Here is a 24,664-nt window from a genome sequence, read left to right on the forward strand (position 1 = left end):
CGCCAGGCTTCGCCTGCCCTTGACGCTTGCTACGCGCTTTCCTGACAAGGGACCTCGTAAACTTGATGACGTCTCAGGAGGGATCTGTGCAAACCGGGCCTTGACAATTACTTACCCTTCATAGAAGTCTCAGGAGGGATCTGTGCAAACCGGGCCTTGACAATTACTTACCCTTCATAGAAGAAGTTGGTGAGACGTTGCTGTCTTACGCGCGCGATAAGCGGCTTCAGGCTAACGACGTTGACCGGACTGTAGCCATGGTTGAAGTTGAGGGCGGTGGGAATCCGCCGGACTATGCCGCGAAAATGCGACTTGTATGGCGGCGAGCGCCATCACTCGCGCTTGCCGCCATACGCCAGCATGTCACCACTTTGCAGCGAGGAGAAAGAGACTTGACCCATCCTTTGTAAGCCAGTTCGCAAATGGCCTTGACAACTTTCTGCTCATAGAAGCCATCATCCACAGCGAGCCGTAGAGCGGCACGAAGGTGCTCAGTGTGCGCACCTGTGCGAACGCGGCGCACAGATCGTCGAGCAGCGCGGCGATGCGCGGCGCGTGGTAGTACGGCGAGCCGAGATGCAGCGATAGCAGCGCGTCGGCGCGCAGCACGCGCTTTAACTGCGCGTAGAAGGCCGGTGTGTACAGGCCGGCCGCGGGCGAGTCGGGTGGCGTCAGGTCGAATACGACGAGGTCGAACTGCACGGCCGGCACACGCATCGCACCGTGCGTCGCGCCGGCCGCCGCCGCGACATAATCCGCCGCATCGCCGATCACGAGCTCGACGCGTGGATCGTCGAACGCGCCGCCATGCACGTGTGGCAAATGTTCGCGTGTGAGCCGCACGACCTCGGCATCGAGTTCCGCGACGACGATCCGTTCGATGCCCGGATGCCTGAGCAGTTGCCTCGCGGCCCCGCCATCGCCACCGCCGAGCACCAGCGCCGCGCGCGCTGCCGGATGCGCGAGCGCGGCCGGATGCACCATGCATTCGTGATAGATGAACTCGTCGCCGGCGGACGTCATCGGCCGGCCGTCGAGCGTGAACAGGGCGCCAAGTTGCGGCGTGTCCCAGATCTCGATCGTCTGATGACGCGACTCGACACGCTCGACGAGGCGCGCGTGAGGAAAGCCGTAGACGGCGTCGGGACAAGGCTGGAACAACAGGGGGGCGTTCACGGCGGACGGGCTCGATCGGCAGCGTGGCGGAAACAGCTGCTCGAATTGTAAATGCCGTCGCGTGGTGGTGTGCGTTGAACCACGCGGCCAGTCGGCTTTGGGGCCGGCTAGGGGTTGACCTTCTGCTAGAATGTAACGCTTTCAGCCTTGTCCGCTTGCTCTGCCCGTTTCGCGTCTCCTGGCGCCGCATCGTGCGCCGTAGCGAACTGACCGCCGAGCTTCCGGGCCACAAGCGCGCCACCGCTTTCTGACTCTGTCTCCGGACTCGACATGACGACCCCGTCTCCCGCACCCACCTCCCTGATGGCTAACGCGATCCGCGCGTTGTCCATGGACGCCGTTCAAAAGGCGAACTCCGGCCACCCCGGCATGCCGATGGGCATGGCCGAAATCGGCGTCGCCCTGTGGTCGCGCCATCTGCGCCATAACCCGAAGAACCCGCAATGGGCCGATCGCGACCGCTTCGTGCTGTCGAACGGTCACGGCTCGATGCTGCTGTACTCGCTGCTGCATCTGACCGGCTACGATCTGCCGATGGAGGAGTTGAAGAACTTCCGCCAGCTCCATTCGAAGACACCGGGTCATCCGGAATACGGCATCACGCCGGGCGTCGAGACGACCACCGGCCCGCTCGGCCAGGGTCTCGCGAACGCGGTCGGCATGGCGCTCGCCGAGTCGCTGCTCGCCACCGAATTCAACAAGCCCGACGCGAAGATCGTCGATCACCACACGTACGTGTTCGTCGGCGACGGCTGCCTGATGGAAGGCATCTCGCACGAAGCGTGCTCGCTCGCGGGCGTGCTGAAGCTGAACAAGCTGATCGCGTTCTACGACGACAACGGCATCTCGATCGACGGCGAAGTGGTGCACTGGTTCCACGACGACACGCCGAAGCGCTTCGAAGCGTACGGCTGGCACGTGATCCCGAACGTGGTTGGCCACGACGTCGACGCGGTCGACGCGGCGATCAAACAGGCGAAGCAGTCGGACAAGCCGACGCTGATCTGCTGCAAGACCGTGATCGGTGAAGGCGCGCCGACCAAGGCGGGCTCGCACGATTCGCACGGCGCGCCGCTTGGCGACAAGGAAATCGCGGCGACGCGCGAAGCGATCGGCTGGAACTGGGAGCCGTTCGTGATTCCGCAGGAAGTCTACGCGGCATGGGACGCGAAAGAAGCGGGTGCGCGCTTCGAAGCGGACTGGGACGAGGCGTTCGTGGCCTACGCGGCGAAGTATCCGCAGGAAGCGGCCGAATTCAAGCGCCGCAGCGCGAAGCAGCTGCCGGCGGACTGGAAGGACAAAGCTCACGCGATCATCGCTGGCGCGAACGAACGCGCGGAAACGGTCGCCACGCGGAAGGCATCGCAGCAGGCCATCGAAGGCCTGTCGGCCGTGCTGCCCGAACTGCTCGGCGGCTCTGCCGACCTGACCGGCTCGAACCTGACCAACTGGAAGGCCGCGAAGCCCGTGCGCGTGAACGCCGAAGGCCGTGCCGCCGGTAACTACGTGAACTACGGCGTGCGTGAATTCGGCATGAGCGCCGCGATCAACGGCCTCGCGCTGCATGGCGGCTTCAAGGCATTCGGCGGCACGTTCCTGACGTTCTCCGACTACAGCCGCAACGCGCTGCGCGTTGCCGCGCTGATGAAGTCGCCGTCGATCTTCGTATTCACGCACGACTCGATCGGTCTCGGCGAAGACGGCCCGACCCACCAGTCGATCGAACACGTCGCGAGCCTGCGCCTGATCCCGAATCTGCAAACGTGGCGCCCGGCCGACACGGTCGAAACCGCGGTGGCCTGGACCCATGCGATCGAGCATGAAGGTCCGTCGTGCCTGATCTTCAGCCGCCAGAACCTGGCGTTCAACGAACGCACCGACGCGCAGATCGCTAATATCGACAAGGGCGGTTACGTGCTGCGCGATTGGGATGAAGAGATCGTCGCGCGTAAGATCATCCTGATCGCGACGGGCTCCGAAGTCGAACTCGCGATGAAGGCCGTCGAGCCGCTCGCGCGCGAAGGCATCGCGGCACGCGTCGTGTCGATTCCGTCGACGACCGTGTTCGACAGGCAGGACGCCGACTACCGCGAGCGTGTGCTGCCGCACGGTGTGCGCCGCGTCGCGATCGAAGCGGGCGTGTCGGATTTCTGGCGCAAGTACGTGGGTCTGGAAGGCGGCGTGGTCGGCATCGATACGTTCGGCGAATCGGCCCCGGCAGGTGTGCTGTTCAAGCATTTCGGTTTCACCGTCGAGCACGTCGTGGCGACGGTCAAGGCCGCGCTCGGCTGATGGTTGCGTCGCGTTGCCGTCGCGCCCCTCGTGGCTGCGCGGCAGCGCACCGAACCGGATGTCGGACCAGCGGAACATGAACGGATTTTTTAGCCATCAGGAGATAAATCATGACGATTCGCGTCGCAATCAACGGCTACGGCCGGATCGGCCGCAACACCCTGCGCGCCTTCTATGAAAACGGCAAGAAGCACGATATCGAAATCGTCGCCGTCAACGATCTGGGCGATGCTAAGACCAACGCCCACCTGACGCAGTACGACACCGCGCACGGCAAGTTCCCGGGCGACGTGTCGGTGGACGGCGACTACCTCGTCGTGAACGGCGACAAGATCCGCGTTCTGGCGATCCGCAACCCGGCCGAACTGCCGTGGGGCGAACTCGGTGTCGACGTCGTGATGGAGTGCACGGGCTTTTTCACGACAAAGGAAAAGGCGAGCGCGCACATCAAGGGCGGCGCGAAGAAGGTCATCATCTCGGCGCCGGGCGGCAAGGACGTCGACGCGACCGTCGTCTACGGCGTGAACCACAACGTGCTGAAGGCTTCGGACACCGTCATCTCGAACGCATCGTGCACGACCAACTGCCTCGCACCGCTGGTCAAGCCGCTGAACGACAAGATCGGTCTCGTGAACGGCCTGATGACGACGATCCACGCGTACACGAACGACCAGGTTCTGACCGACGTGTACCACGAAGACCTGCGCCGCGCGCGTTCGGCTACGCATAGCCAGATCCCGACCAAGACCGGTGCGGCATCGGCGGTCGGCCTCGTGCTGCCCGAGCTGAACGGCAAGCTCGACGGCTACGCAATCCGCGTCCCGACGATCAACGTGTCGGTCGTCGACCTGTCCTTCATCGCCGCGCGCGATACGACGGTCGATGAAGTCAACGCGATCATGAAGGAAGCGTCGGAAGGCGCGCTGAAGGGTATCCTCGGCTACAACGACGCACCGCTCGTGTCGATCGACTTCAACCACAACCCGGCTTCGTCGACGTTCGACGCGACGCTGACGAAGGTGTCGGGCCGTCTCGTGAAGGTGTCGAGCTGGTACGACAACGAGTGGGGCTTTTCGAACCGCATGCTGGACACGGCTGTCGCGCTCGCGAACGCGAAGTAAGTTTCGGGTTTCACGCTACATGAAAAGCCGCTCCTCGGAGCGGCTTTTTTTGTCTGCGGTTTTTACCGCCTACGGCGTCGGGAAATAGACGCCGGCGCGCTGTGCGGCGTTCGCGATGTGCGTCTCGATTGCCTTGCCTGCGGCGAGCGAATCGCGGGCCTTCAACGCGTCGAGAATCGCGCGATGCTCGGTGTACGTGGACAGCACCCGCTCGCGCCGGTAGAACGGCATGCGCTGGCTTTCCTGCATGATCTCGGCGCTGCTGCGCAGGATCGACTCGATCGCCGCATTGCCGGCGATGCTGACGATGCGCATATGGAACGCGTAATCGAACCGCGCCGCTTCGTCGAGTTCCTCGCAGGCGAGCGCGCTTTGCATCGCGGTGATGTTCTCCTCGAGCCACGCGAGGTCATCGTTGCTGACCGCGAGCGCCGCCATGCGCGCGACGAAGCCTTCGAGCGCATAGCGCATCTGATAGGTGTCGGGCAGCGACGACTGTTCGGCGAAGCGCCACGCCTGCGCGTTTTTCGCCTGCGCGCTTTCCACGTACACGCCCTTGCCGGGGCGGATCACGAGCAGGCCGAGCGCCTCGAGCGTGGACAGCGCCTCACGCAGCGACGCGCGGCTGATCGACAGTTCATCGGACAGCTGGCGCTGCGCCGGCAGCAGGCTGCCCACCGGATAGACGCCCGCTTCGATGCGTTCACGGATGGTCGCGATGGCCGCGTCGGTGACGGTGTGCGGGACGTTTTTCATGACGGCTCACTCGTAGCGTGGTCTGACCGCAATTCTAATACGTGCTCGTCGAAGACGTGCCGCACGGCGCCCGACTCCCGAATCCGACCCGAAATCGCGGAGAAAAAACAACGGGTAAACACTGTTCGACGAGTTCTTGACGGGAGTATATCGGCTTCCTACTATTCGCCATAACAGTGCTGGTCGGACCAGTCTGAACAGAGTCACCGAGACAACCATCCGCAGGAGGAAGCCGTGTTGAAATTCTTCAATTCGCTATTTGGCCGGGTCGTGATAGCGCTCGTCGTGGGCATCGTGCTCGGTGCCGTGTTTCCGCATTTCGCGCAGTCGCTGCGGCCGCTTGGCGACGGCTTTCTGAAACTGATCAAGATGGTGATCGGGCCGATCGTGTTCTGCGTGGTGGTGAGCGGCATGGCGCACGCGGGCGATCTGCGCAAGGTCGGCCGCGTCGGCCTGAAGGCGGTGGTCTACTTCGAGGCGATGACGACGATCGCGCTCCTGATCGGCGCGCTGCTCGCTTACGCGACGCGTCCGGGCGCCGGCATGAACGTGAATCTGAATTCGCTCGATGCGGCGTCGCTCGCGACCTACACCGAGCACGCGAAAAGCCTGAAAGACACTGCGGGCTTCCTGCTGAAGATCATCCCCGAGACGGCGATCAATGCGTTCGCGACCGGCGACATCCTGCAGATCCTCGTGTTCTCGGTGCTGTTCGGCTCGGCGCTGTCGCTGCTCGGCAAGCGCGCGCAGCGCGTGAGCGGGCTGATCGATGAACTGGCGCAGGTGTTCTTCCGCGTGATGGGCTTCATCATCAAGCTCGCGCCGCTCGGCGTGCTCGGCGCGATCGCGTTCACGACCGGGACCTACGGCGTCGAGTCATTGAAACAGCTCGGCATGCTCGTGCTGGTGTTCTACGCAAGCTGCGCGGTGTTCGTCGTGGTCGTGCTCGGCGCGGTGATGCGGCTCGCCGGCTTCAGCATCTTCAAGCTGATCGGCTATCTGCGCGAGGAACTGTCGATCGTGCTCGGCACCGCGTCGTCCGACGCCGTGCTGCCGCAGATCATGCGCAAGCTCGAATGGATGGGCGTCAAGGATTCGACGGTCGGCCTCGTGATTCCGACCGGCTACTCGTTCAACCTCGACGGTTTCTCGATCTACCTGACGCTCGCGGTCCTCTTCATCGCGCAGGCGACCAACACGCCGCTGTCGATCCATGACCTGATCGTCGTCGTGCTGGTGTCGCTGGTGACGTCGAAGGGTGCGCACGGCATTCCGGGCTCGGCGATCGTGATTCTCGCGGCGACGCTCTCCGCTATTCCCGCGATCCCGGTGCTCGGTCTCGTGCTGATCCTGCCGGTCGACTGGTTCGTCGGCATCGCGCGTGCGCTGACCAACCTGATCGGCAACTGCGTCGCCACCGTGGTGGTCGCCGTGTGGGAAAACGATCTCGACAAGGCGCGCGCGCATCGCGTGCTGAATCGCGACGCGGCGCTGCGCTACGTGCCCGCCGTCGACGACACGCCCGTCGAGCCGGCTGCGGCCGAACACGCGCCCGCAGTCTGATCGCGGTGCGCCGGTTCTGGTCTGACTGGACCAACCGGCATCGTTTCAGACAGCTCTCGAGCTCTTTTCCCAAGCCGACGGATGCCGTGGCGCCATCGGCTGTTTCTGACCTCTTCGACACTGACCGACATCATGGCCAATCCGATCCTCGACCCGAACGCTCCCGCCTTCACACGCCGCTACATGAACCTCGCCGATCCGCGCCTCGGCGCGAAAGCGCTGTTCGCCAGCGACGAATTCTTCGCGCCGAAAGAGCGCATGCTCGAGCCGCAGCCGGCGGTGTTCATCCCCGGCAAATACGACGACCACGGCAAGTGGATGGACGGCTGGGAAACGCGTCGCAAGCGCACGACCGGCCACGACTATTGCGTGATCCGCCTCGCGCGGCCGGGCGTCGTGCATGGCGTCGATCTCGATACGAACCACTTCACCGGCAATTTCCCGCCGGCCGCGTCGATCGACGCCTGCCATAGCGACGCCGATGTGCCGCCCGATCACGCCGACTGGCAGCCGCTGGTGCCGGCCACGACGCTACAGGGCAACCAGCATCATTACGTCGAGGTGAAAGACGCGCGCCCAGTCACCCATCTGCGCGTGAATCTTTATCCGGACGGCGGGCTCGCGCGATTGCGCGTGTACGGCCAGCCGCAGTGCGATTGGGGCCGCGTCGAGCGCGGCACGTTGCTCGATCTCGCCGCGATCGAAAACGGCGCGTACCTCGTCGCCGCGAACAACCAGCATTTCGGTCCGGCCTCGCAGATGCTGATGCCGGGGCGTGGCGTGAACATGGGCGACGGCTGGGAAACGCGGCGGCGTCGCGAGCCGGGCAACGACTGGGCGATCGTCGCGCTGGCGCGGCCCGGCGTGATCCGCAAGATCGAAGTGGACACCGCGCACTTCAAGGGCAACTTCCCGGACCGCTGTTCGCTGCAGGCGGCATCGGTGACCGGTGGCACCGACGATTCCCTCGTCACGCAGGCGATGTTCTGGCCGGTGCTGCTCGGCGAACAGAAGCTGCAGATGGACCACGTGCACACGTTCACGGACGATATCGGCTCGCTCGGGCCGGTCACGCACGTGCGCTTCAACATCTTCCCGGACGGCGGCGTGTCGCGCCTGCGTCTGTTGGGCGAGATCGTTTAACGCATGCAACGTAATGGAGCGGCACGCATGAAGAGCCTGCAGATGGAACGCCTGACGCGCGCGGCGTTCGCGCCGTTTGGCGACGTGCTCGAACTCGAGGGCGCGCGTCATTTTCCGATCAACGGCGGTACGACCGAGCGTTATCACGACCTGGCGCACGTCGACGTGGTGGAGCAGGGCGGCCGGCCGCTCGTCAACCTGTTTCGCGCGCAGCCGCGCGCGCTGCCCGTCGAGATCACGATGATGGAGCGGCATCCGCTCGGCAGTCAGGCTTTCATTCCATTACGCGCGGGCCGCTACCTGGTGGTGGTCGCGCCGGCCGGCGAGTTCGATCCCGCACGGATGCGCGCGTTCTGGACTAACGCGTGGCAGGGCGTCAATTACGCGAAAGGGGTCTGGCACCATCCGCTGCTCGCGTTGGATCAGGTCAGCGATTTCATCGTCGTCGATCGCGGCGGCGACACGCCGAATTGCGACGAACTGCAGTTGGCCGAGCCGTGGCGGCTTGCATTCGAGCCGCGCGTGGAGTTGATCGGCTAGCGGTGCGTGCGGCCGCCTGAATTAAAAAGACCCGGACGATCCTCATCGGCCGGGTCTTTTCCGACTTGCCAGGCCGCATGCTCCGATGCGACCCGCCACGCATCAGTGCTTGCGATGCGGGCAATTCTCCTTCGTGCACGCCCCATACAGTGCCAGCGCGTGTTCCTGCAGCTTGAAGCCGCGTGCCTTGGCAATGGACTGCTGTCGGCTTTCGATCTCGGGGTCGAAAAATTCTTCGACCAGCCCGCAATCGAGGCACACCAGATGGTCGTGGTGCGTCCCTTCGTTCAGCTCGAACACCGCCTTGCCCGATTCGAAATTGCTGCGCGACAGCAGGCCGGCCTGCTCGAATTGCGTCAGCACGCGATACACGGTGGCGAGACCGATATCGAGTTCCTCGTGCAGCAGGTTGCGGTATACGTCTTCGGCGGTCAGGTGACGCACCGGGCTATGCTGGAAAATCTCAAGGATTTTGAGGCGCGGAAGGGTCGCCTTGAGCCCGATATTCTTGAGATCGGTTGGATTGGTCATGACAAGGGATCCCTAGAGTACAATGCTGGGCTCTCATAGTAATGTGTTTTGCCGTTCAGGTCATTTTCGATGGAATGAGCGTGGCCCGCAAGCGGGCCCGCACGGTGAGTGAAATGATTTCTAAATCTCAATTGATCTACCGGGGGAGCCGCATGCGGGGTACCTTGATCGCTGTTGCGACTGTCGCGGTTCTTGCCGGATGTTCCACGTACGACAGCCTGACGCAGCGCGTTGCCCAACGCATTACGCCGTATCGGATTACGGTCGTGCAAGGTAACTTCGTGTCGCAGGAAATGGCCGACCAGATGAAGGTCGGCATGACGCGCGCGCAGGTGCGCCAGGTGCTCGGCACGCCGCTGTTGACTGACATGTTCCACGCGGATCGCTGGGATTACGTGTTCTATTTCAAGCGCGGCAACACGTCGATCGTTCAGCAGCGCGACTTCGTCGTGTTCTTCTCGGGTGACATCGTGACCCACTGGACGGGCGGCGAGGATCTGCCGACCAATCTCGAATTGCTGGCTGAAATCGACGGCGACCGTAGTGGCCGCCGCCCGAACGCGACGCCGCCGCGCGCGGCGAGCGCGGCCGAGGCCGCCCACGCCGTGGCCGCCAGCGACGCAGCCGCCGCCAGCGCAGCCGCTGCCGCCGCGGCCCCGGCCACGGTGGATACGACGCGCTCGCCGTCGGTCGAAGGCGCGCAGCAGGCCGCGACGCCGTCCATGGACGCCAACGCGGAAGCCGCCCAGGCCGCCAATCGCGCGACGAGCGCGGTGTCGACCTCGAAGGGCGCGCCGTCCGTGCGTTCGGGCGTGCCGAGAGCGAACGCCGGCGGAATTCCGACTCAAGGTCCGACGTCCGGTGGCCAGCCGCAGTTCCAGTTCAAGCGTCCTCCGCCGCCGGCTCCGGACAACGAGAGCAACCCGGTCGGACCGACGGGCTCGCAAAGCAGCGGCAACGCGACGCCGAACGGCTCGCCGTCGACGTCGGGAACGAGCAACTGATCTGCATGTCGGGGCTGTGAGGCCGGCTGCGCGCCACGTGTGCGGCGCCCGCCGGTTGTGGGTTTGTCCGGCGCCAGGTGAGGCCGGAAATGCGCTGCCTGGGCCGCTTGATGTGTTGCCGCAGTGGGCCGCCGCAGCGCTTCAGTCGCACACCTGAGCGAGCCATCACGGGCGGCCGCCCACATCGGCTCCGGGAGCGAGCCGGCTGGTTTTGCCGCCGGATTTTGCCGCCCGCCGCCGCTTGTCCCTATATCGACGGGACGCATTCCCCGGCACACTGGTCGGTGCATTCGCCGGGCCGCGTTTGCCGGGCTCCATCCCGGTCGACTCTTTTCGAATCCTCATCGTCATGAAAATTGCCATTGCAGGCGCATCGGGCCGTATGGGCCCCATGCTGATCGAAACCGTCCTCAACGATGCCGACGCGACGCTGTCCGGCGCGCTGTGCCGCACGGGTGCGGCGCAGCTCGGTCAGGACGCCGGCGCATTCCTCGGCAAACAGACCGGCGTGCCGCTGTCCGACGACATCGAGCGTGTGTTCGCCGAATCCGACTACCTGATCGACTTCACGCGCCCCGACGCGACGCTCGCGCATCTCGAGGCTGCGCAGCGCCACGACGTGAAAATGGTGATCGGCACGACCGGCTTCGACAACGCGCAAAAATCGCAGATGCGCGCGGCGGCGCAGAAGATCGGCATCGTGTTCGCGTCGAACATGAGCGTCGGCGTGAACGTCACGCTGAAGCTGCTCGAATACGCGGCGCGGCACTTTTCGACCGGCTACGACATCGAGATCATCGAGGCGCATCATCGTCACAAGGTCGACGCGCCGTCCGGCACCGCGCTGACGATGGGCGAAGTGATCGCCAACGCGCTCGGCCGTAATCTCGACGACTGCGCGGTCTACGGCCGCGAAGGCGTGACCGGAGAGCGCGATCCGTCGACGATCGGCTTTTCGGCGATTCGCGGCGGCGACATCGTCGGCGATCATACGGTGCTGTTCGCGGGCATCGGCGAGCGCATCGAGATCACGCACAAATCGGCGAGCCGGCTGTCATATGCACAAGGTGCGCTTCGTGCTGTACGCTTCCTCGAAGGCCACGACAACGGCTTCTTCGACATGCAGGACGTGCTCGGACTGCGTTGAGCAAGGCCCGTTGCGCATAGGCGGGGCGGCGCATCCTGAGCGCGCCCTCCCGAAGTCACTTTCCCACGGCGAGGTCAGATGGCAGGCAGCAGCGGAATCATCCATTACCTGCAAACGAGTGACGCGATCACGCATGGCGTCGCCTATGTGCTGCTGGCCATGTCGATTGCGAGCTGGTGCTTTCTGATCGTCAAAAGCTGGATTCTGACGCGCGCGAAGCGCCAGTCCACGCGGGCGATCGCGCGCTTCTGGCAGGCGCCGACGCTCGCCGAAGGCGTCGCCGTACTGCGCCGTATCGACCGCGAGCGCGTGTTCGCGCCGCTCGCCGAAGCGGCGCTCAATGCGGCCGAGGTCGACATTCCAGGCGCGCTGCTCGCGCGCGTCGAGCGCAGTGAACGGGTGCTGCGCGCGCTGCGTCAGGCGCTCAACGCGTCGCAGCGGCGGCTCGAGTTCGGTCAGGTGCTGCTTGCGTCGGTTGGCAGCACCGCGCCGTTCGTCGGTCTGCTCGGCACCGTGTGGGGTATCTATCACGCGCTCGGCAGCATCGCGGCGAGCGGGCAGGCGCAGATCGAGAACGTCGCGGGACCGGTCGGCGAGGCGCTGATCATGACGGCATTCGGTCTGGTGGTCGCGATTCCAGCGGTGCTCGCGTACAACGTACTGGGCCGCCTCGTGCGGCAATTGTCCGAGGAACTGGACGGCTTCGCCCACGATCTGCATGCGTACGTCTGCGCCCCGGCCGAACACGCGCCGACGGCGCCGCGCGCGCAGCAGGCGGCGCACGAGGCGCACCGCTGACGTGTCACGCACGGCAGGCTCGGCGCATCGCGACACACCCCGACACACGGCACACCGCTCATCGCACAGGCAAGCTCAGACGTAAGGACGGGACATGGCATTCGGCGGACTCGAGAAGAAGCAGACGGCCGCGCCGATGGCCGAAATCAACATGACGCCGCTGATCGACGTGATGCTGGTGCTGCTGGTGATCTTCATCATTACCGCGCCGCTGTTCTCGCACGCGATTCGGCTCGATCTGCCGAAGGTCGCGGCGGCGCCCTCGCGCCAGACCCCGCAAACCATCTCGCTTTCCATCGACGGCGCCGGCCGGCTCTACTGGAACGGCAAGCCGATCACGCTCGCGCAGATGCGCGCGCAATTCGCCGAAGCCGGCAAGCAGGCGGACCAGCCCGACATCCAGCTGCGCGCGGAGCGCTCGACGCGCTACGAAGTGATCGCGCAGGTGATGGGCGCCGCGAAGCAGGCGGGGCTCGAGCGGATCGGCTTCGTGACGGACCCGCCGCCGCCCGCCGCGCAGCACTGAGCGCCGCCGGGCGTGCACCGCGCTCACGAATCTGGCCTACCCAGCGCCGCACTACGCCGCGCGGCGCACCCGTCCGCGAACGGTATAATCAGCCCTTTCCCCGCCGAAGGGGAAACGATGCAACGACATTCTGCAGAGCACCAGGCCGGTGCGAAAGCACCGAACCTAGCGATCCCATCACACCATGCACGAAAAATACGTTCCCTCCGACGTCGAAGCCGCCGCGCAAGGGCAATGGCGCGCCATCGACGCCTATCAGACGACGGAAACCACCGAAAAACCCAAGTTCTACTGCGTTTCGATGCTGCCGTATCCGTCGGGCAAGCTGCACATGGGGCACGTGCGCAACTACACGATCAACGACGTGATGTACCGCTATCTGCGGATGAATGGCTACAACGTGTTGATGCCGATGGGTTGGGACGCCTTCGGCATGCCGGCGGAAAATGCCGCGATGGCCAACAACGTGCCGCCCGCGAAGTGGACCTACGACAACATCGCTTACATGAAGAAGCAGATGCAGTCGATGGGCCTCGCGATCGACTGGTCGCGCGAAGTCGCGACGTGCAGTCCCGACTACTACAAGTGGAACCAGTGGCTGTTTCTGAAGATGCTCGAAAAAGGCATCGCGTACAAGAAAACCGGCACCGTGAACTGGGACCCGGTCGACCAGACCGTGCTCGCGAACGAGCAGGTGATCGACGGGCGCGGCTGGCGCTCCGGCGCGCTCGTCGAAAAGCGCGAAATCCCGATGTACTACATGCGCATCACGCAGTACGCGGATGAACTGTTGAACGATCTCGAAGGTCTCGGCTGGCCCGAGCGCGTGAAGATCATGCAGCAGAACTGGATCGGCAAGAGCTTCGGCGTGAACTTCGGCTTCCCGTACGAAATCGACGGCGAACAGAAGCTGCTGCGCGTGTTCACGACGCGCGCCGACACGATCATGGGCGTCACGTTCTGCGCGATCGCCGCCGAGCATCCGCTCGCCACGCGTCTCGTGCAAGACAAGCCGGAACTGCAGGCGTTCATCGACGAATGCAAGCGCGGCGGCGTCGCCGAAGCCGACGTCGCGACGATGGAAAAGAAAGGCATGGCCACCGGCTTCTACGTCACGCATCCGTTGACGCGAGAGAAGGTCGAGGTGTGGATCGGCAACTACGTGCTGATGAGTTACGGCGAAGGCGCGGTGATGGGCGTGCCGGCGCACGACGAACGCGATTTCGCGTTCGTGAAGAAGTACGGTCTGCCGGTCAAGCAGGTGGTGGCGGTCGAAGGCAAGGAATTTTCGACGCAGGCCTGGGCGGAGTGGTACGGCGAGAAGGCCGGCACGCTGGTGAACAGCGGCAAGTACGACGGCCTCGCGTACGACGAAGCAGTAGACTGCATCGCCGCCGATCTCAAGGAACTGGGCCTCGGCGACAAGCAGATCACGTGGCGCCTGCGTGACTGGGGCGTGTCGCGCCAGCGTTATTGGGGCACGCCGATTCCGATCATCCACTGCCCGAAGTGCGGCGACGTGCCGGTGCCGGAAAAGGATCTGCCGGTCGTGTTGCCGGAAGACCTCGTGCCGGACGGCACGGGCAATCCGCTCGCGAAGTCCGGGGCGTTCCTGAACTGCACGTGCCCGAACTGCGGCGGCGCGGCGAAGCGCGAAACCGACACGATGGACACCTTCGTCGATTCGTCGTGGTACTTCTACCGCTACGCGTCGCCAGATGCGAAGACGATGGTCGACGAGCGCACCGACTACTGGGCGCCGATGGATCAGTACATCGGCGGCATCGAGCACGCGATCCTGCACCTGCTGTACTCGCGCTTCTGGGCGAAGGTGATGCGCGACCTCGGTCTCGTGAAGTTCGGCGAGCCGGCCAAAAACCTGCTCACGCAGGGCATGGTGCTCAACGAAACCTACTACCGCGAAAACGAAGCGGGCAAGAAGACCTGGTACAACCCGGCTGACGTCACCGTGTCGTTCGACGACAAGGGCCGTCCGGTCGGCGGGGTGCTGAACGCGGACAGCCAGCCGGTCGTGCTGGGCGGCGTCGAAAAGATGTCGAAGTCGAAGAACAACGGTGTCGATCCGCAAATGCTGATCGATCAGCATGGCGCGGACACCGCGCGTCTGTTCGTGATGTTCGCGGCACCGCCCGAGCAGCAGCTCGAGTGGTCGGGTTCCGGCGTCGAAGGCGCGAGCCGCTTCCTGCGTCGCGTGTGGAACTTCGGCTACACGAACGAAGCCGCGCTGCGCGCGGGCGGGCGGTTCGACGCTGCTCAGCTCAACGACGCCGACAAGACGCTGCGTCGCGAGATCTACAGCGTGCTGAAGCAGGCAGACTTCGACTATCAGCGTTTGCAGTACAACACGGTGGTGTCGGCCGCGATGAAGATGCTCAACGCGCTCGACGGCGCGAAGGGTGCGCAGAGCGCCGTGCTGCGCGAAACCTACGGCGTGATGCTGCGCGTGCTGTACCCGGTCGTGCCGCACCTCACTTTCCAGCTGTGGCAGGAGCTCGGCTACGCGGAGGAATTCGGCCCGCTGCTCGACGCGCCGTGGCCGAAGGTCGACGAGAAGGCGCTCGAACAGGCCGAGATCGAACTCGTGCTGCAGGTGAACGGCAAGGTGCGCGGCGCGATCACGGTCGCGAAGGACGCGTCTCGCGAAGCGATCGAGCAGCAAGCGGCCGCGCACGAAATGGTCGCGAAGTTCAGCGAAGGCAAGGCGGCGAAGAAGATCATCGTGGTGCCGGGCCGTCTCGTGAACGTGGTCGTTTGACGTTCCAAGCCTTCATCCGGCAGATGGAGCGCCGCCCGCCCGGCGGCGTTCCTCGGCACCGCGAATCCACTGCGAACCAGGAGCGAATGTGACTCGCAGATCGTTTTTGACGCTCGCTTGCAGCGTAATGATGTTGTCGGCCTGTGGCTTCCAGTTGCGCGGCCAGCAGGACTACGCGTTCAAGCGCCTCTACGTGGCGGGCGGCTCGCCCGCGGCCGTCGCGCGCTTCACGCGCATGGTGCAGGGCGGCAGCGACACCGTGGTGGTCAGCTCGCCAGCCAACGCCGACGCGCTCCTGCAGATCACGCAGAACCGCAACGTCAGCACGTTGACGCTGAATTCGCTGGGCGTCGTCGCCGAGTATCAGCTGAACCTGCAGATGACCTACACGCTGACCGGCAAGGACGGCACTGTGCTGATTCCGGGCAGCGTGATCGCGCTGAACCGCGCGATGACCTATAGCGACCAGTTCTCGCAGGCGAAGGCCGCCGAGTCCGACATCCTGTTCGCCGACATGGAAAACGACGCGGTCGATCAGCTGATCCGCCGTCTCGGCGTGGTGCGCTCGCTGCATCCGACGCCGGCCGAGGCCGTGCCGGCCATCGCGCCGCGCGCGCCGTTGCCGCCGCCGCCGCTGTGAGCATCGCGCCGTTCGTGATGCGTCGAATCTCATCCACCCGGTCAACCGCCAGCCATGCAACTGCGACCTGACGCGCTCGAAGCGCATCTTGCCAAAGGCCTCGCCGGGCTGTACGTCGTGTACGGCGACGAGCACCTGCTCGCGCAGGAAGCGTGCGACCGCATCCGCGCGGCGGCGCGCGCGGCCGGTTTCACCGACCGCTCGGTGTTCACGGTCGAGCGCGGTTTCGACTGGAGCTCGCTGCTCGGCGCGAGCCAGTCGATGTCGCTGTTCGGTGACCGTCAGCTGGTCGAGTTGCGCATTCCGTCGGGTAAGCCGGGCAAGGAAGGCGCCGATGCGCTGAAGGCGCTCGCATCGACCGTCAACGACGACGTGCTGACGATGATCACGCTGCCGCGCCTCGATGCGGCCACGCAGAAGTCGGCATGGTTCACCGCGCTCGCCGACGCGGGCGCCGCGCTCAAAATCGATCCGGTCGAGCGCGCGCAGCTGCCGAACTGGGTCGGGCAGCGGCTCGCGGCCCAGGGTCAGCGGGTCGCCGCGGGCGAGGAAGGGCGGCGTGCGCTCGCCTTCATCGCCGAGCGCGTCGAGGGCAATCTGCTCGCCGCGCATCAGGAAATCCAGAAGCTCGGGCTGCTGTATCCGGCCGGCTCGCTGAGCTTCGATCAGGTGCAGGACGCGGTGCTCAACGTCGCGCGTTACGACGTTTTCAAGCTCAACGAGGCGATGCTCGCGGGCGATGTCGGCCGTCTCGCGCGCATGCTCGACGGGCTGCACGGCGAAGGCGAGGCCGCGGTGCTGGTGCTGTGGGCCGTCGTCGAGGAAGTGCGCACGCTACTGCGGATCAAGCGCGGCGTCGCGGCCGGCAAGCCGCTCGCGATGCTCACGCGCGAGAACCGCGTGTGGGGTCCGCGTGAGCGGCTGATCGGGCCGGCGCTGTCGCGTGTCAGCGAAGCGGCGCTCGAGAAGGCGCTCGCGCTGGCGGCGCGGCTCGACCGGCAGGTGAAGGGGTTGTCGGGCGGCACACCGGGCAATCATCGCAATGATCCGCCGCCCGATCCGTGGGACGGCCTGTTCGAACTCGCCATGACGGTGGCCGCGCCGAAACCGTCGGCAGCGTCGCCAGTGCCGCCGCCGCGACCTCGGGCGCTAACGGCGGCGCCAGCGCGGCGGCCAGTCTGAAGCGGCACAGCTGATTCGCGTGAGCGTCGAAGCAGTGGCTGACGCGAGCAATCGCGGACCAACTGCCAGTCGTTCCACATACAGGCCAGCGCGTTTCGCGTGCCACGCGCCGAACGAAACGCATCGGCGAACCGGCGACAGCACAGCGCACCCGCCGCCCGCGTGCGAGCAAAGCCCCGGTACCCGACTTACAATCGTTCGATCTTTCGCTAATCTTGCCCGACCACCGCACGCCAACGTGCGGGGGCATCACGAGACTGACCATGGATATCGACCAGTACATGACCGACCTCGGCCAGCGCGCCCGCCAGGCTTCGCGCGCGATGGCGCGGGCGTCGACCGCCGCGAAGAATGCGGCGCTTGCGGCCGTCGCCGAGGCTATCGAGCGCGATGCCGATCTGCTGAAAGCGGCCAATGCGCGCGACCTCGAACGCGCCCGCGGCAAGGGCCACGATGCCGCGTTCATCGACCGTTTGACGCTGTCCGACAAGGCGCTGAAAACGATGGTCGAAGGCCTGCGCCAGGTCGCCGCGCTGGCCGATCCGATCGGCGAAATCAGCAATCTGAAGTATCGGCCGAGCGGCATCCAGGTCGGCCAGATGCGCGTGCCGCTCGGCGTGATCGGCATCATCTACGAATCGCGCCCGAACGTGACGATCGACGCGGCCGCGCTGTGCCTGAAGTCCGGCAACGCGACGATTTTGCGCGGCGGCTCCGAAGCGCTCGAATGCAATACCGCGCTCGCGAAGCTGATCGGCGAGGGCCTCGAAGCGGCCGGTCTGCCGCAGCACGCGGTGCAGGTGGTCGCGACGCCGGACCGCGCGGCGGTCGGCAAGCTGATCACGATGACAGAATACGTCGATGTGATCGTGCCGCGCGGCGGCAAGAGTCTGATCGAGCGTCTGATGAACGAAGCGCGCGTGCCGATGATCAAGCACCTCGACGGCATCTGCCATGTCTATGTCGACGATCGCGCGGACCTGGCGAAGGCGCTGAACGTCTGCGACAACGCGAAAACGCACCGCTACGGCACCTGCAACACGATGGAGACGCTGCTGGTCGCGCGCGGCATTGCGGCCGAAGTGCTGGCGCCGCTGGGCAAGCTGTACCGCGGCAAGGACGTCGAGCTGCGCGTCGATGCGGCGGCGCGCGCGGTGCTGGCCGATGCGGGCGTCGGTCCGCTCGTCGATGCGACCGAGGAAGACTGGCGCACCGAATATCTCGCGCCGGTGCTCGCGATCAAGGTGGTCGACGGCATCGACGCGGCGATCGAGCACATCAACACATACAGCTCGCAGCATACCGACGCGATCGTCACCGAAGACCACGACCGCGCGATGCGCTTCCTGCGCGAAGTCGATTCGGCAAGCGTGATGGTCAACGCGTCGACGCGTTTCGCGGACGGCTTCGAGTTCGGCCTCGGCGCCGAAATCGGCATTTCGAACGACAAGCTGCACGCGCGCGGTCCGGTCGGCCTCGAAGGGCTGACGTCGCTGAAGTACGTCGTGCTCGGTCACGGCGAAGGCCGTCAATAAGCACGAACCGAAGCGCCGCAACTAGCAACGCCATAACAACAAGGACAACAAGGACCACAAGGACCCGCCGATGCTCTGGGTAAAGACGTTTCACATCGTGTTGATTGCTTCCTGGTTTGCCGGCCTGTTCTATCTGCCGCGCATCTTCGTCAATCTGGCGATGGAAACGGAACCCGCCGCGACGGCGCGTCTTCTGCTGATGGCACGCAAGCTGTTCCGCTTCATGAGCTTCATCGCCGTTCCCGCGATCGCGTGCGGCCTGTGGTTGTGGCTCGTGATCGGCATCGGCAGCGGGCAGGGCTGGATTCACGCGAAGGTCGGCGTGGTCGTGCTGCTCGTCATCTATCACGCGTATTGCGGCGTGCTGCTGCGCAGGTTCGAGCGCGGCGAGAATCGCCGGTCGGACAAGTGGTATCGGATGTTCAACGAGCTACCGGTGCTCGGTATGCTCGCCGCGGTCGCGCTGGTGGTGATCAAGCCGTTCTGAGCGGCTGGCGGCGTTCAGCGCGGCGCAGCATGTCACCGCTGCGAATCCACCCGCCGCCGGTGAATCACTTCCTTGGTCTGCGCGAGCTTCTCCACGAGTTCGGGCCCGCGGCTCAGCGCGACGCCGACCGCCAGAATGTCGCCGATCGCCAGATGCGACACCCGCGAGGTCATCGGCGAAAAAATGTCGGTGTCTTCGTCGACGTTCGCAAAGAGGCCCACGGTCGCGAGCCGCGCAAGCGGCGAGTTGCCGTGCGTGATCGCGATCACCTTTGCGCCCGCGTTCAGTGCGGCCTTCGCGGCATCGATGATGTCGCGCGTGCGGCCCGTGTTGGAGATCGCAACGACTACATCCCCGGGCCCGAGCAGCGCGGCCGACATCAGAAACGTATGCGGGTCCGAATACGCGACACTCGGCATGCCGAGGCGAAAGAACTTGTGCTGCACGTCGAGCGCGGCGATGCCCGAGCCGCCCGCGCCGTAGAACTCGATGCGCTTGGCCTGCGCGAGTATGTCGATCGCCGCCGCGACGCTATCCGACGACAGATTGTTGCGCACCTGAATCAGCGCGCCGATCGTCCGGTCGAGCACTTTCGCGGCGACGCCCGGCGTCGGCTCGTCGGGCCGCACGTCGCGATAGACGGCGGGCACTTCGCTGGCGATGCCCTGCGCGAGGCGGATCTTGAATTCACGAAAGCCGGAAAAACCGAGCGCATGACAGAAGCGCGCGATGGTCGGCTGACTCACGCCCGCGCGCGCGGCCACTTCGGTCATCGACAGATCGAGCACCTCGCGCGGCGCCTCGATCACGTAATCGGCCAGCTTGCGCTCGGACGGGCGCAACTGGTCGCGCATCTCTTCCACTTGAGACAGCATCATCGGAAAACTCGCACTATGCTGAAGAACGTGTGGACTATATCCGATTGGTCGTTGGCGCACAAAAGCTAGGTACAAAAACTACATATCGATGAGTAGGTGTATTCCCTAAGTTTTCGATGCAAAGCGTTGAAGCACCGTCGATAGGGCGATTCGGCGCTTCATGCGATGCGGCGCCGCAGCAGAACTCATCGTTGCTGGCGTGTAGTTTTTCTACTAAGATGGTCGTCGTTCGATAACCCAACCCGCAAAACCGCCTGGCGTCATGCGTGCGCCGCCCCCAGCGACGAAGGAGCTCCGATGGTTTCCCCGCATTCGCAATTGTTGAAGGTCACGCAACGCGTGATCGAGCGCAGCAAGCCCACGCGTGAAGCGTATCTGGCCCGTATCCAACATGCGCAAGGGCGCTTCCCGGCACGTGGCGCGTTGTCCTGCGCGAATCTCGCTCACGGTTTCGCCGGCCTCGAAGGCAACGACAAGCTCGTGATCAAGCAGATCCGCGAGCCGAACATCGGCATCGTGTCGTCATACAACGAGATGCTGTCGGCGCACGCGCCGTACAAAAACTACCCGGACATCATCAAGCAGGCCGCACGCGAGAACGGTGGCGTCGCGCAATTCGCGGGCGGCGTGCCGGCGATGTGCGACGGCATCACGCAGGGCAACGCGGGCATGGAGCTGTCGCTGTTCTCGCGCGAAGTGATTGCGATGAGCACTGCCGTCGCGCTCACGCACAACATGTTCGACGCGGCGCTGTGCCTCGGCATCTGCGACAAGATCGTGCCGGGCCTGCTGATCGGCGCGCTGCAGTTCGGCCACCTGCCGACCATCTTCGTGCCGGCCGGTCCGATGGCGAGCGGCCTGTCGAACGACGACAAGGCCAAGACGCGGCAACAGTTCGCGACCGGCCAGTGCGGCCGCGACGCGCTGCTCGAAGCGGAAGCGGCCGCCTATCACAGCCACGGCACCTGCACGTTCTACGGCACCGCGAACAGTAACCAGATGCTGATGGAAGTGATGGGCCTGCATCTGCCGGGCTCGGCCTTCGTGCATCCGCACACGCCGCTGCGCGACGCGCTGACCGCGCAGGCCGCGCGCCGCGTGCTCGATCTGACGGTCGAGCGCGGCCACTACATGCCGATCGGCCATGTAGTCGACGAGAGGGCGATCGTCAACGGCATCGTCGCGCTGCTGGCAACCGGCGGCTCGACCAATCACACGCTGCACCTCGTCGCGATCGCGCGCGCGGCCGGCATCGTGATCGACTGGGACGACTTCGATGCGCTGTCGCAGGCAGTGCCGCTGCTCGCGAAGATCTATCCGAACGGCAAGGCCGACGTGAACCACTTCCACGCGGCGGGCGGCGTAGCGTTCCTTGTGCGCAATCTGCTCGAAGGCGGTCTGCTGCATGAAGACGTCAATACGGTCGCGGGCAAGGGCCTGAAGCGCTACACCGAGGAGCCGAAGCTGCTCGACGGCAAACTGCAATGGGTTGCGGGCGTCGAGGCGAGCGCGGACACCGCGGTGCTGCGCGGCATCAAGGAACCGTTCCAGCCGGACGGCGGCCTGCGCCTGATGCAGGGCAAGCTCGGCCGCGGCGTGATCAAGATTTCGGCGGTCGCGGCGCAGCATCGCAAGGTGCAGGCGCCGGCAATCATGTTCGATTCACAGGAAGCGGTGCAGGAAGCGTTCGACAAGGGCGAACTCAAGCGCGACTTCATCGCGGTGGTGCGCTTCCAGGGCGCCCGTGCAAACGGCATGCCCGAGCTGCATCGTTTGACGCCGCTGCTCGGCGTGTTGCAGGATCAGGGTTTCCATGTCGCGCTGGTGACCGACGGCCGCATGTCGGGCGCGTCGGGCAAGGTGCCGGCGGTGATTCATCTGTCGCCGGAGGCGTTGCTGCAAGGCCCGATCGGCAAGATCCGCACCGGTGACATGCTGGTGATCGACGCCGAAGCCGGCGTGCTCGACGTCGAGATCGACGAGGCCGAATGGGCCGCGCGTCCTCATGCCGAACCGCTGCATCAAGCGGACAACGAAGTCGGCTTCGGCCGCGAGCTGTTCGGCGTGTTCCGCGCGGCGGCGGCGCCGGCGGAGCAGGGCGCGTCGGTGTTCGGCAAGCTGGTCGGCGAAGGCGGCGCGGCTGACGGCCAGCACGGCCACGGCAGCCACCACCAGCACGGTGACAAGCCCGGCCATCAACGCAGCGACCATCACACGAGCACCGCGCAAGCCGGCGCGGCGCTGCCGAAACAAGGAGTCTGACTATGACGTCGAAAACAGTAAGCGATATCGTGCGCCTCGGCCCGGTGATTCCGGTGCTCGCGTTCGAAACGGTCGAACAGGGCGAACACGTGTCGCGCGCGTTGCACGCGGGCGGCGTGAAGGTGCTCGAAATCACGCTGCGCACGCCGGCGGGCCTTGGCGCGATCGAGCGTGCGTGCGAGCTCGCTGACGACATCGTGGTCGGTGTCGGCACGATCACGAAGCCCGAGCATTGCGCGCAGGCGAAGAAAGTGGGCGCGCAATTCGGCGTGTCGCCGGGTCTGACCAAGGACATGCACCAGGCCGCGCAGGACGCGGGTCTGCCGCTGTTGCCCGGCGTGATGACGCCGTCGGACATCATCCTCGCGCTCGAACTCGGCTACGAAATCGTCAAGTTCTTCCCGGCTCAGCAGGCGGGCGGCGTGCCGATGTTGCAGGCGTTCCACGGGCCGTTCCCGGCGCTGAAGTTCTGCCCGACCGGTGGCATTACGGCGGAAAGCGCGCCGCATTTCCTGGCGCTACCGAACGTGGTCTGCGTCGGCGGTTCGTGGCTCACGCCGAAGTCCGCGCTCGCCGTGCAGAACTGGGATGAGGTCACGCGCCTCGCGCGCGCCGCGAGCCAACTGGCGGCGCCCGCGCACTAAACCCGCGACAGCGCATCGGTCAATTGAACCGAACAAAAGGAGTCTCGTCGATACAGCCGCATCAGGCTGTCGCGCCGAGGCTCCTTTTTTACTTGATATGCGTGGTGGATTTGCGCGCGCTTTCGGGAAACAGACAGTAAAATTCAGCGTCCGCGCGGCTAGCCGGATTGTCAGGCATCGCGCAGGTTGCCGTGAGGCGAAGTCGCGGCCGCATCCGCACTCAGAAATCAATAATTTAAAGGAGGAGCTTCATGGAAGCTGTCCACGGCAGCATGCTGCTGGTCTACGCGTTAATCGCGATCGCGTTGCTGATCTTCATGATCACGCGCTTAAAGGTCTATCCGTTTCTCGTCCTGATCATCGTCTCATTGCTGCTGGGCCTCGTGGCCGGCATGCCGATGCAGACCATCGTCAAATCGTTCGAAACGGGTAACGGCAACACGCTCGGGCACATTGCCGTCGTGGTCGGTCTCGGCACGATGCTCGGCAAGATGATGGCCGAATCGGGCGGCGCCGAGCGCGTCGCGACCACGCTGATCAACTGGTTTGGTGAGAAGCACATTCACTGGGCGATGATGGTCGTCGCGATCATCGTCGGCTTGCCGGTGTTCTTCGAAGTCGGCTTCGTGCTGCTGATTCCGATCGCGTTCAACGTCGCCAGGCGCACCAACAAGTCGCTGCTGCTGGTCGGGCTGCCGATGGTCGCGGGTCTGTCCGTCGTGCACGGGCTGATTCCGCCGCACCCGGCCGCGCTGCTGGCCGTGCAGGCGTATCACGCGGACATCGGCAAGACGATCGCCTACGGTCTGATCGTCGGCGTGCCGTGCGCGATCGTCGCCGGTCCGCTGTTCGCGCTGCTGGTGAGCCGCCATATCCAGTTGCCGAAGGAAAATCCGCTTGCCGCGCAGTTTCTGGGTAGCGACGTGAAGGACGCCAACGGCGTGCAAAGTGGTAACACCGCGAAGGCCGCCGCACCGAAGCGCGAACTGCCGGGCTTCGGCATCACGCTGGTGACGATCCTGTTGCCGGTGGTGCTGATGCTGGTCGGCAGTTGGGCCGACCTGGTGTTCGCGCCGAAGACTCTGCCGAACGATCTGCTGCGCTTCTTCGGCAACACCGACGTCGCGCTGCTGACGGCCGTGCTGGTCAGCTTCTGGACCTTCGGCGCGAGCCGCGGCTTTACGCGCGAGCAGATCCAGAAGTTCTGCGGCGAATGTCTGGCGCCGATCGCCGGTATTACACTGATCGTCGGTGCGGGCGGCGGTTTTGGCCGCGTGCTGATGGATAGCGGCATTTCGAAGGAAATCACCAACGTGGCGACCGCGGTGCATCTGTCGCCGCTGCTGTTCGGCTGGCTCGTCGCGGCGATGATCCGTCTCGCGACCGGTTCGGCCACCGTCGCGATGACGACCGCCTGCGGCATCGTCGCGCCGATCGCAGCGGCGGGCGCGGTGCAGGTGAAGCCGGAACTGATGGTGCTCGCGACCGGCTCGGGCTCGCTGATCTTCTCGCACGTGAACGACGGCGGCTTCTGGCTGATCAAGGAATATTTCGGTATGACGGTGGGGCAGACCTTCAAGACGTGGTCGCTCCTCGAAACCATCATCTCGCTGATGGGGCTGGGCCTGACCTTCGCACTCGCGGCGGTCCTGTAAGGAGTTTC

The 24,664-nt window shown here is 65.0% G+C and carries 21 protein-coding genes; 17 read left to right on the forward strand and 4 right to left on the reverse strand.

What is annotated here, in order from left to right; all coding sequences use genetic code 11:
- Positions 1 to 363: 363 nt before the first annotated feature.
- Positions 364 to 1,176: a spermine/spermidine synthase domain-containing protein gene (locus F6X42_RS19820; RefSeq protein WP_312892812.1), complete on the reverse strand. Its 813-nt coding sequence runs from the start codon at positions 1,174 to 1,176 to the stop codon at positions 364 to 366.
- A gap of 270 nt (positions 1,177 to 1,446) precedes the next feature.
- Here F6X42_RS19820 and tkt point away from each other — a divergent pair, with 270 nt between their 5' ends.
- A complete protein-coding gene (gene tkt / locus F6X42_RS19825) occupies positions 1,447 to 3,468 on the forward strand; it encodes a transketolase (RefSeq protein ID WP_187635848.1) in 2,022 nt (673 codons plus the stop codon).
- A 110-nt stretch (positions 3,469 to 3,578) separates the two neighbouring features.
- Complete coding sequence (gene gap / locus F6X42_RS19830; protein ID WP_187635849.1) at positions 3,579 to 4,589, forward strand: type I glyceraldehyde-3-phosphate dehydrogenase; 1,011 nt, start codon at positions 3,579 to 3,581, stop codon at positions 4,587 to 4,589.
- A gap of 69 nt (positions 4,590 to 4,658) precedes the next feature.
- Here the strand turns inward: gap and F6X42_RS19835 are convergent, their stop codons facing one another.
- A complete protein-coding gene (locus F6X42_RS19835) occupies positions 4,659 to 5,345 on the reverse strand; it encodes a FadR/GntR family transcriptional regulator (protein ID WP_187635850.1) in 687 nt (228 codons plus the stop codon).
- Between the two features lie 234 nt (positions 5,346 to 5,579).
- Here F6X42_RS19835 and F6X42_RS19840 point away from each other — a divergent pair, with 234 nt between their 5' ends.
- The 3 genes from F6X42_RS19840 (at position 5,580) to F6X42_RS19850 (ending at position 8,591) form a co-directional block, all read left to right on the forward strand.
- Complete coding sequence (locus F6X42_RS19840) at positions 5,580 to 6,908, forward strand: C4-dicarboxylate transporter DctA (protein WP_187635851.1); 1,329 nt, start codon at positions 5,580 to 5,582, stop codon at positions 6,906 to 6,908.
- 132 nt (positions 6,909 to 7,040) lie between these two features.
- Positions 7,041 to 8,051 carry an allantoicase gene (gene alc, locus F6X42_RS19845; protein WP_187635852.1) on the forward strand — a complete coding sequence of 337 codons (1,011 nt, stop codon included), beginning with the start codon at positions 7,041 to 7,043 and terminating at the stop codon, positions 8,049 to 8,051.
- A gap of 27 nt (positions 8,052 to 8,078) precedes the next feature.
- Positions 8,079 to 8,591, forward strand: a complete 513-nt coding sequence (locus tag F6X42_RS19850) for an ureidoglycolate lyase (RefSeq protein WP_187635853.1) — start codon at positions 8,079 to 8,081, stop codon at positions 8,589 to 8,591.
- 102 nt (positions 8,592 to 8,693) lie between these two features.
- Here F6X42_RS19850 and fur read toward each other — a convergent pair whose 3' ends face one another.
- On the reverse strand, positions 8,694 to 9,122 hold the full coding sequence (gene fur, locus F6X42_RS19855) for a ferric iron uptake transcriptional regulator (RefSeq protein WP_027198845.1): 429 nt from the start codon (positions 9,120 to 9,122) through the stop codon (positions 8,694 to 8,696).
- A 152-nt stretch (positions 9,123 to 9,274) separates the two neighbouring features.
- Here fur and F6X42_RS19860 point away from each other — a divergent pair, with 152 nt between their 5' ends.
- From F6X42_RS19860 to F6X42_RS19900, 9 genes are all read left to right on the forward strand, one after another.
- Complete coding sequence (locus F6X42_RS19860; protein WP_187635990.1) at positions 9,275 to 10,126, forward strand: outer membrane protein assembly factor BamE domain-containing protein; 852 nt, start codon at positions 9,275 to 9,277, stop codon at positions 10,124 to 10,126.
- Between the two features lie 349 nt (positions 10,127 to 10,475).
- Positions 10,476 to 11,273: a 4-hydroxy-tetrahydrodipicolinate reductase gene (dapB, locus tag F6X42_RS19865; protein WP_187635854.1), complete on the forward strand. Its 798-nt coding sequence runs from the start codon at positions 10,476 to 10,478 to the stop codon at positions 11,271 to 11,273.
- A 78-nt stretch (positions 11,274 to 11,351) separates the two neighbouring features.
- Positions 11,352 to 12,071 (forward strand): MotA/TolQ/ExbB proton channel family protein, encoded by a 720-nt coding sequence (locus F6X42_RS19870; protein WP_187635855.1) that lies wholly within the window; start codon positions 11,352 to 11,354, stop codon positions 12,069 to 12,071.
- 94 nt (positions 12,072 to 12,165) lie between these two features.
- Positions 12,166 to 12,597, forward strand: coding sequence for an ExbD/TolR family protein (locus tag F6X42_RS19875; protein WP_187635856.1), 432 nt, complete (start codon positions 12,166 to 12,168; stop codon positions 12,595 to 12,597).
- A gap of 184 nt (positions 12,598 to 12,781) precedes the next feature.
- Positions 12,782 to 15,373, forward strand: a complete 2,592-nt coding sequence (gene leuS, locus F6X42_RS19880) for a leucine--tRNA ligase (RefSeq protein WP_187635857.1) — start codon at positions 12,782 to 12,784, stop codon at positions 15,371 to 15,373.
- A gap of 88 nt (positions 15,374 to 15,461) precedes the next feature.
- Entirely contained in the window at positions 15,462 to 16,013 is a 552-nt protein-coding gene (locus tag F6X42_RS19885; protein ID WP_187635858.1) for an LPS-assembly lipoprotein LptE, read from the forward strand.
- 54 nt (positions 16,014 to 16,067) lie between these two features.
- A complete protein-coding gene (gene holA / locus F6X42_RS19890) occupies positions 16,068 to 17,195 on the forward strand; it encodes a DNA polymerase III subunit delta (RefSeq protein ID WP_187635859.1) in 1,128 nt (375 codons plus the stop codon).
- Positions 17,196 to 17,458: 263 nt separating this feature from the next.
- Positions 17,459 to 18,730: a glutamate-5-semialdehyde dehydrogenase gene (locus F6X42_RS19895; protein ID WP_187635860.1), complete on the forward strand. Its 1,272-nt coding sequence runs from the start codon at positions 17,459 to 17,461 to the stop codon at positions 18,728 to 18,730.
- A 70-nt stretch (positions 18,731 to 18,800) separates the two neighbouring features.
- Entirely contained in the window at positions 18,801 to 19,217 is a 417-nt protein-coding gene (locus F6X42_RS19900) for a CopD family protein (protein WP_018421800.1), read from the forward strand.
- A 32-nt stretch (positions 19,218 to 19,249) separates the two neighbouring features.
- On the opposite strand, the gene F6X42_RS19905 is transcribed toward F6X42_RS19900, so the two are convergent.
- Positions 19,250 to 20,095 (reverse strand): MurR/RpiR family transcriptional regulator, encoded by an 846-nt coding sequence (locus tag F6X42_RS19905; RefSeq protein WP_187635861.1) that lies wholly within the window; start codon positions 20,093 to 20,095, stop codon positions 19,250 to 19,252.
- A gap of 297 nt (positions 20,096 to 20,392) precedes the next feature.
- Here F6X42_RS19905 and edd point away from each other — a divergent pair, with 297 nt between their 5' ends.
- The 3 genes from edd to F6X42_RS19920 all read left to right on the forward strand — a co-directional run bounded on the left by edd (position 20,393) and on the right by F6X42_RS19920 (position 24,656).
- Complete coding sequence (gene edd / locus F6X42_RS19910; RefSeq protein ID WP_187635862.1) at positions 20,393 to 22,357, forward strand: phosphogluconate dehydratase; 1,965 nt, start codon at positions 20,393 to 20,395, stop codon at positions 22,355 to 22,357.
- Positions 22,358 to 22,359: 2 nt separating this feature from the next.
- Positions 22,360 to 23,001 carry a bifunctional 4-hydroxy-2-oxoglutarate aldolase/2-dehydro-3-deoxy-phosphogluconate aldolase gene (gene eda / locus F6X42_RS19915; protein ID WP_187635863.1) on the forward strand — a complete coding sequence of 214 codons (642 nt, stop codon included), beginning with the start codon at positions 22,360 to 22,362 and terminating at the stop codon, positions 22,999 to 23,001.
- A gap of 251 nt (positions 23,002 to 23,252) precedes the next feature.
- The gene (locus F6X42_RS19920) at positions 23,253 to 24,656 is read left to right on the forward strand and encodes a GntP family permease (RefSeq protein WP_187635864.1); all 1,404 of its coding nucleotides are present in this window, start codon (positions 23,253 to 23,255) and stop codon (positions 24,654 to 24,656) included.
- Positions 24,657 to 24,664: the final 8 nt, after the last annotated feature.

Origin of the sequence: Paraburkholderia podalyriae (assembly GCF_014397785.1) — a bacterium.
GTDB lineage: Bacteria > Pseudomonadota > Gammaproteobacteria > Burkholderiales > Burkholderiaceae > Paraburkholderia > Paraburkholderia podalyriae.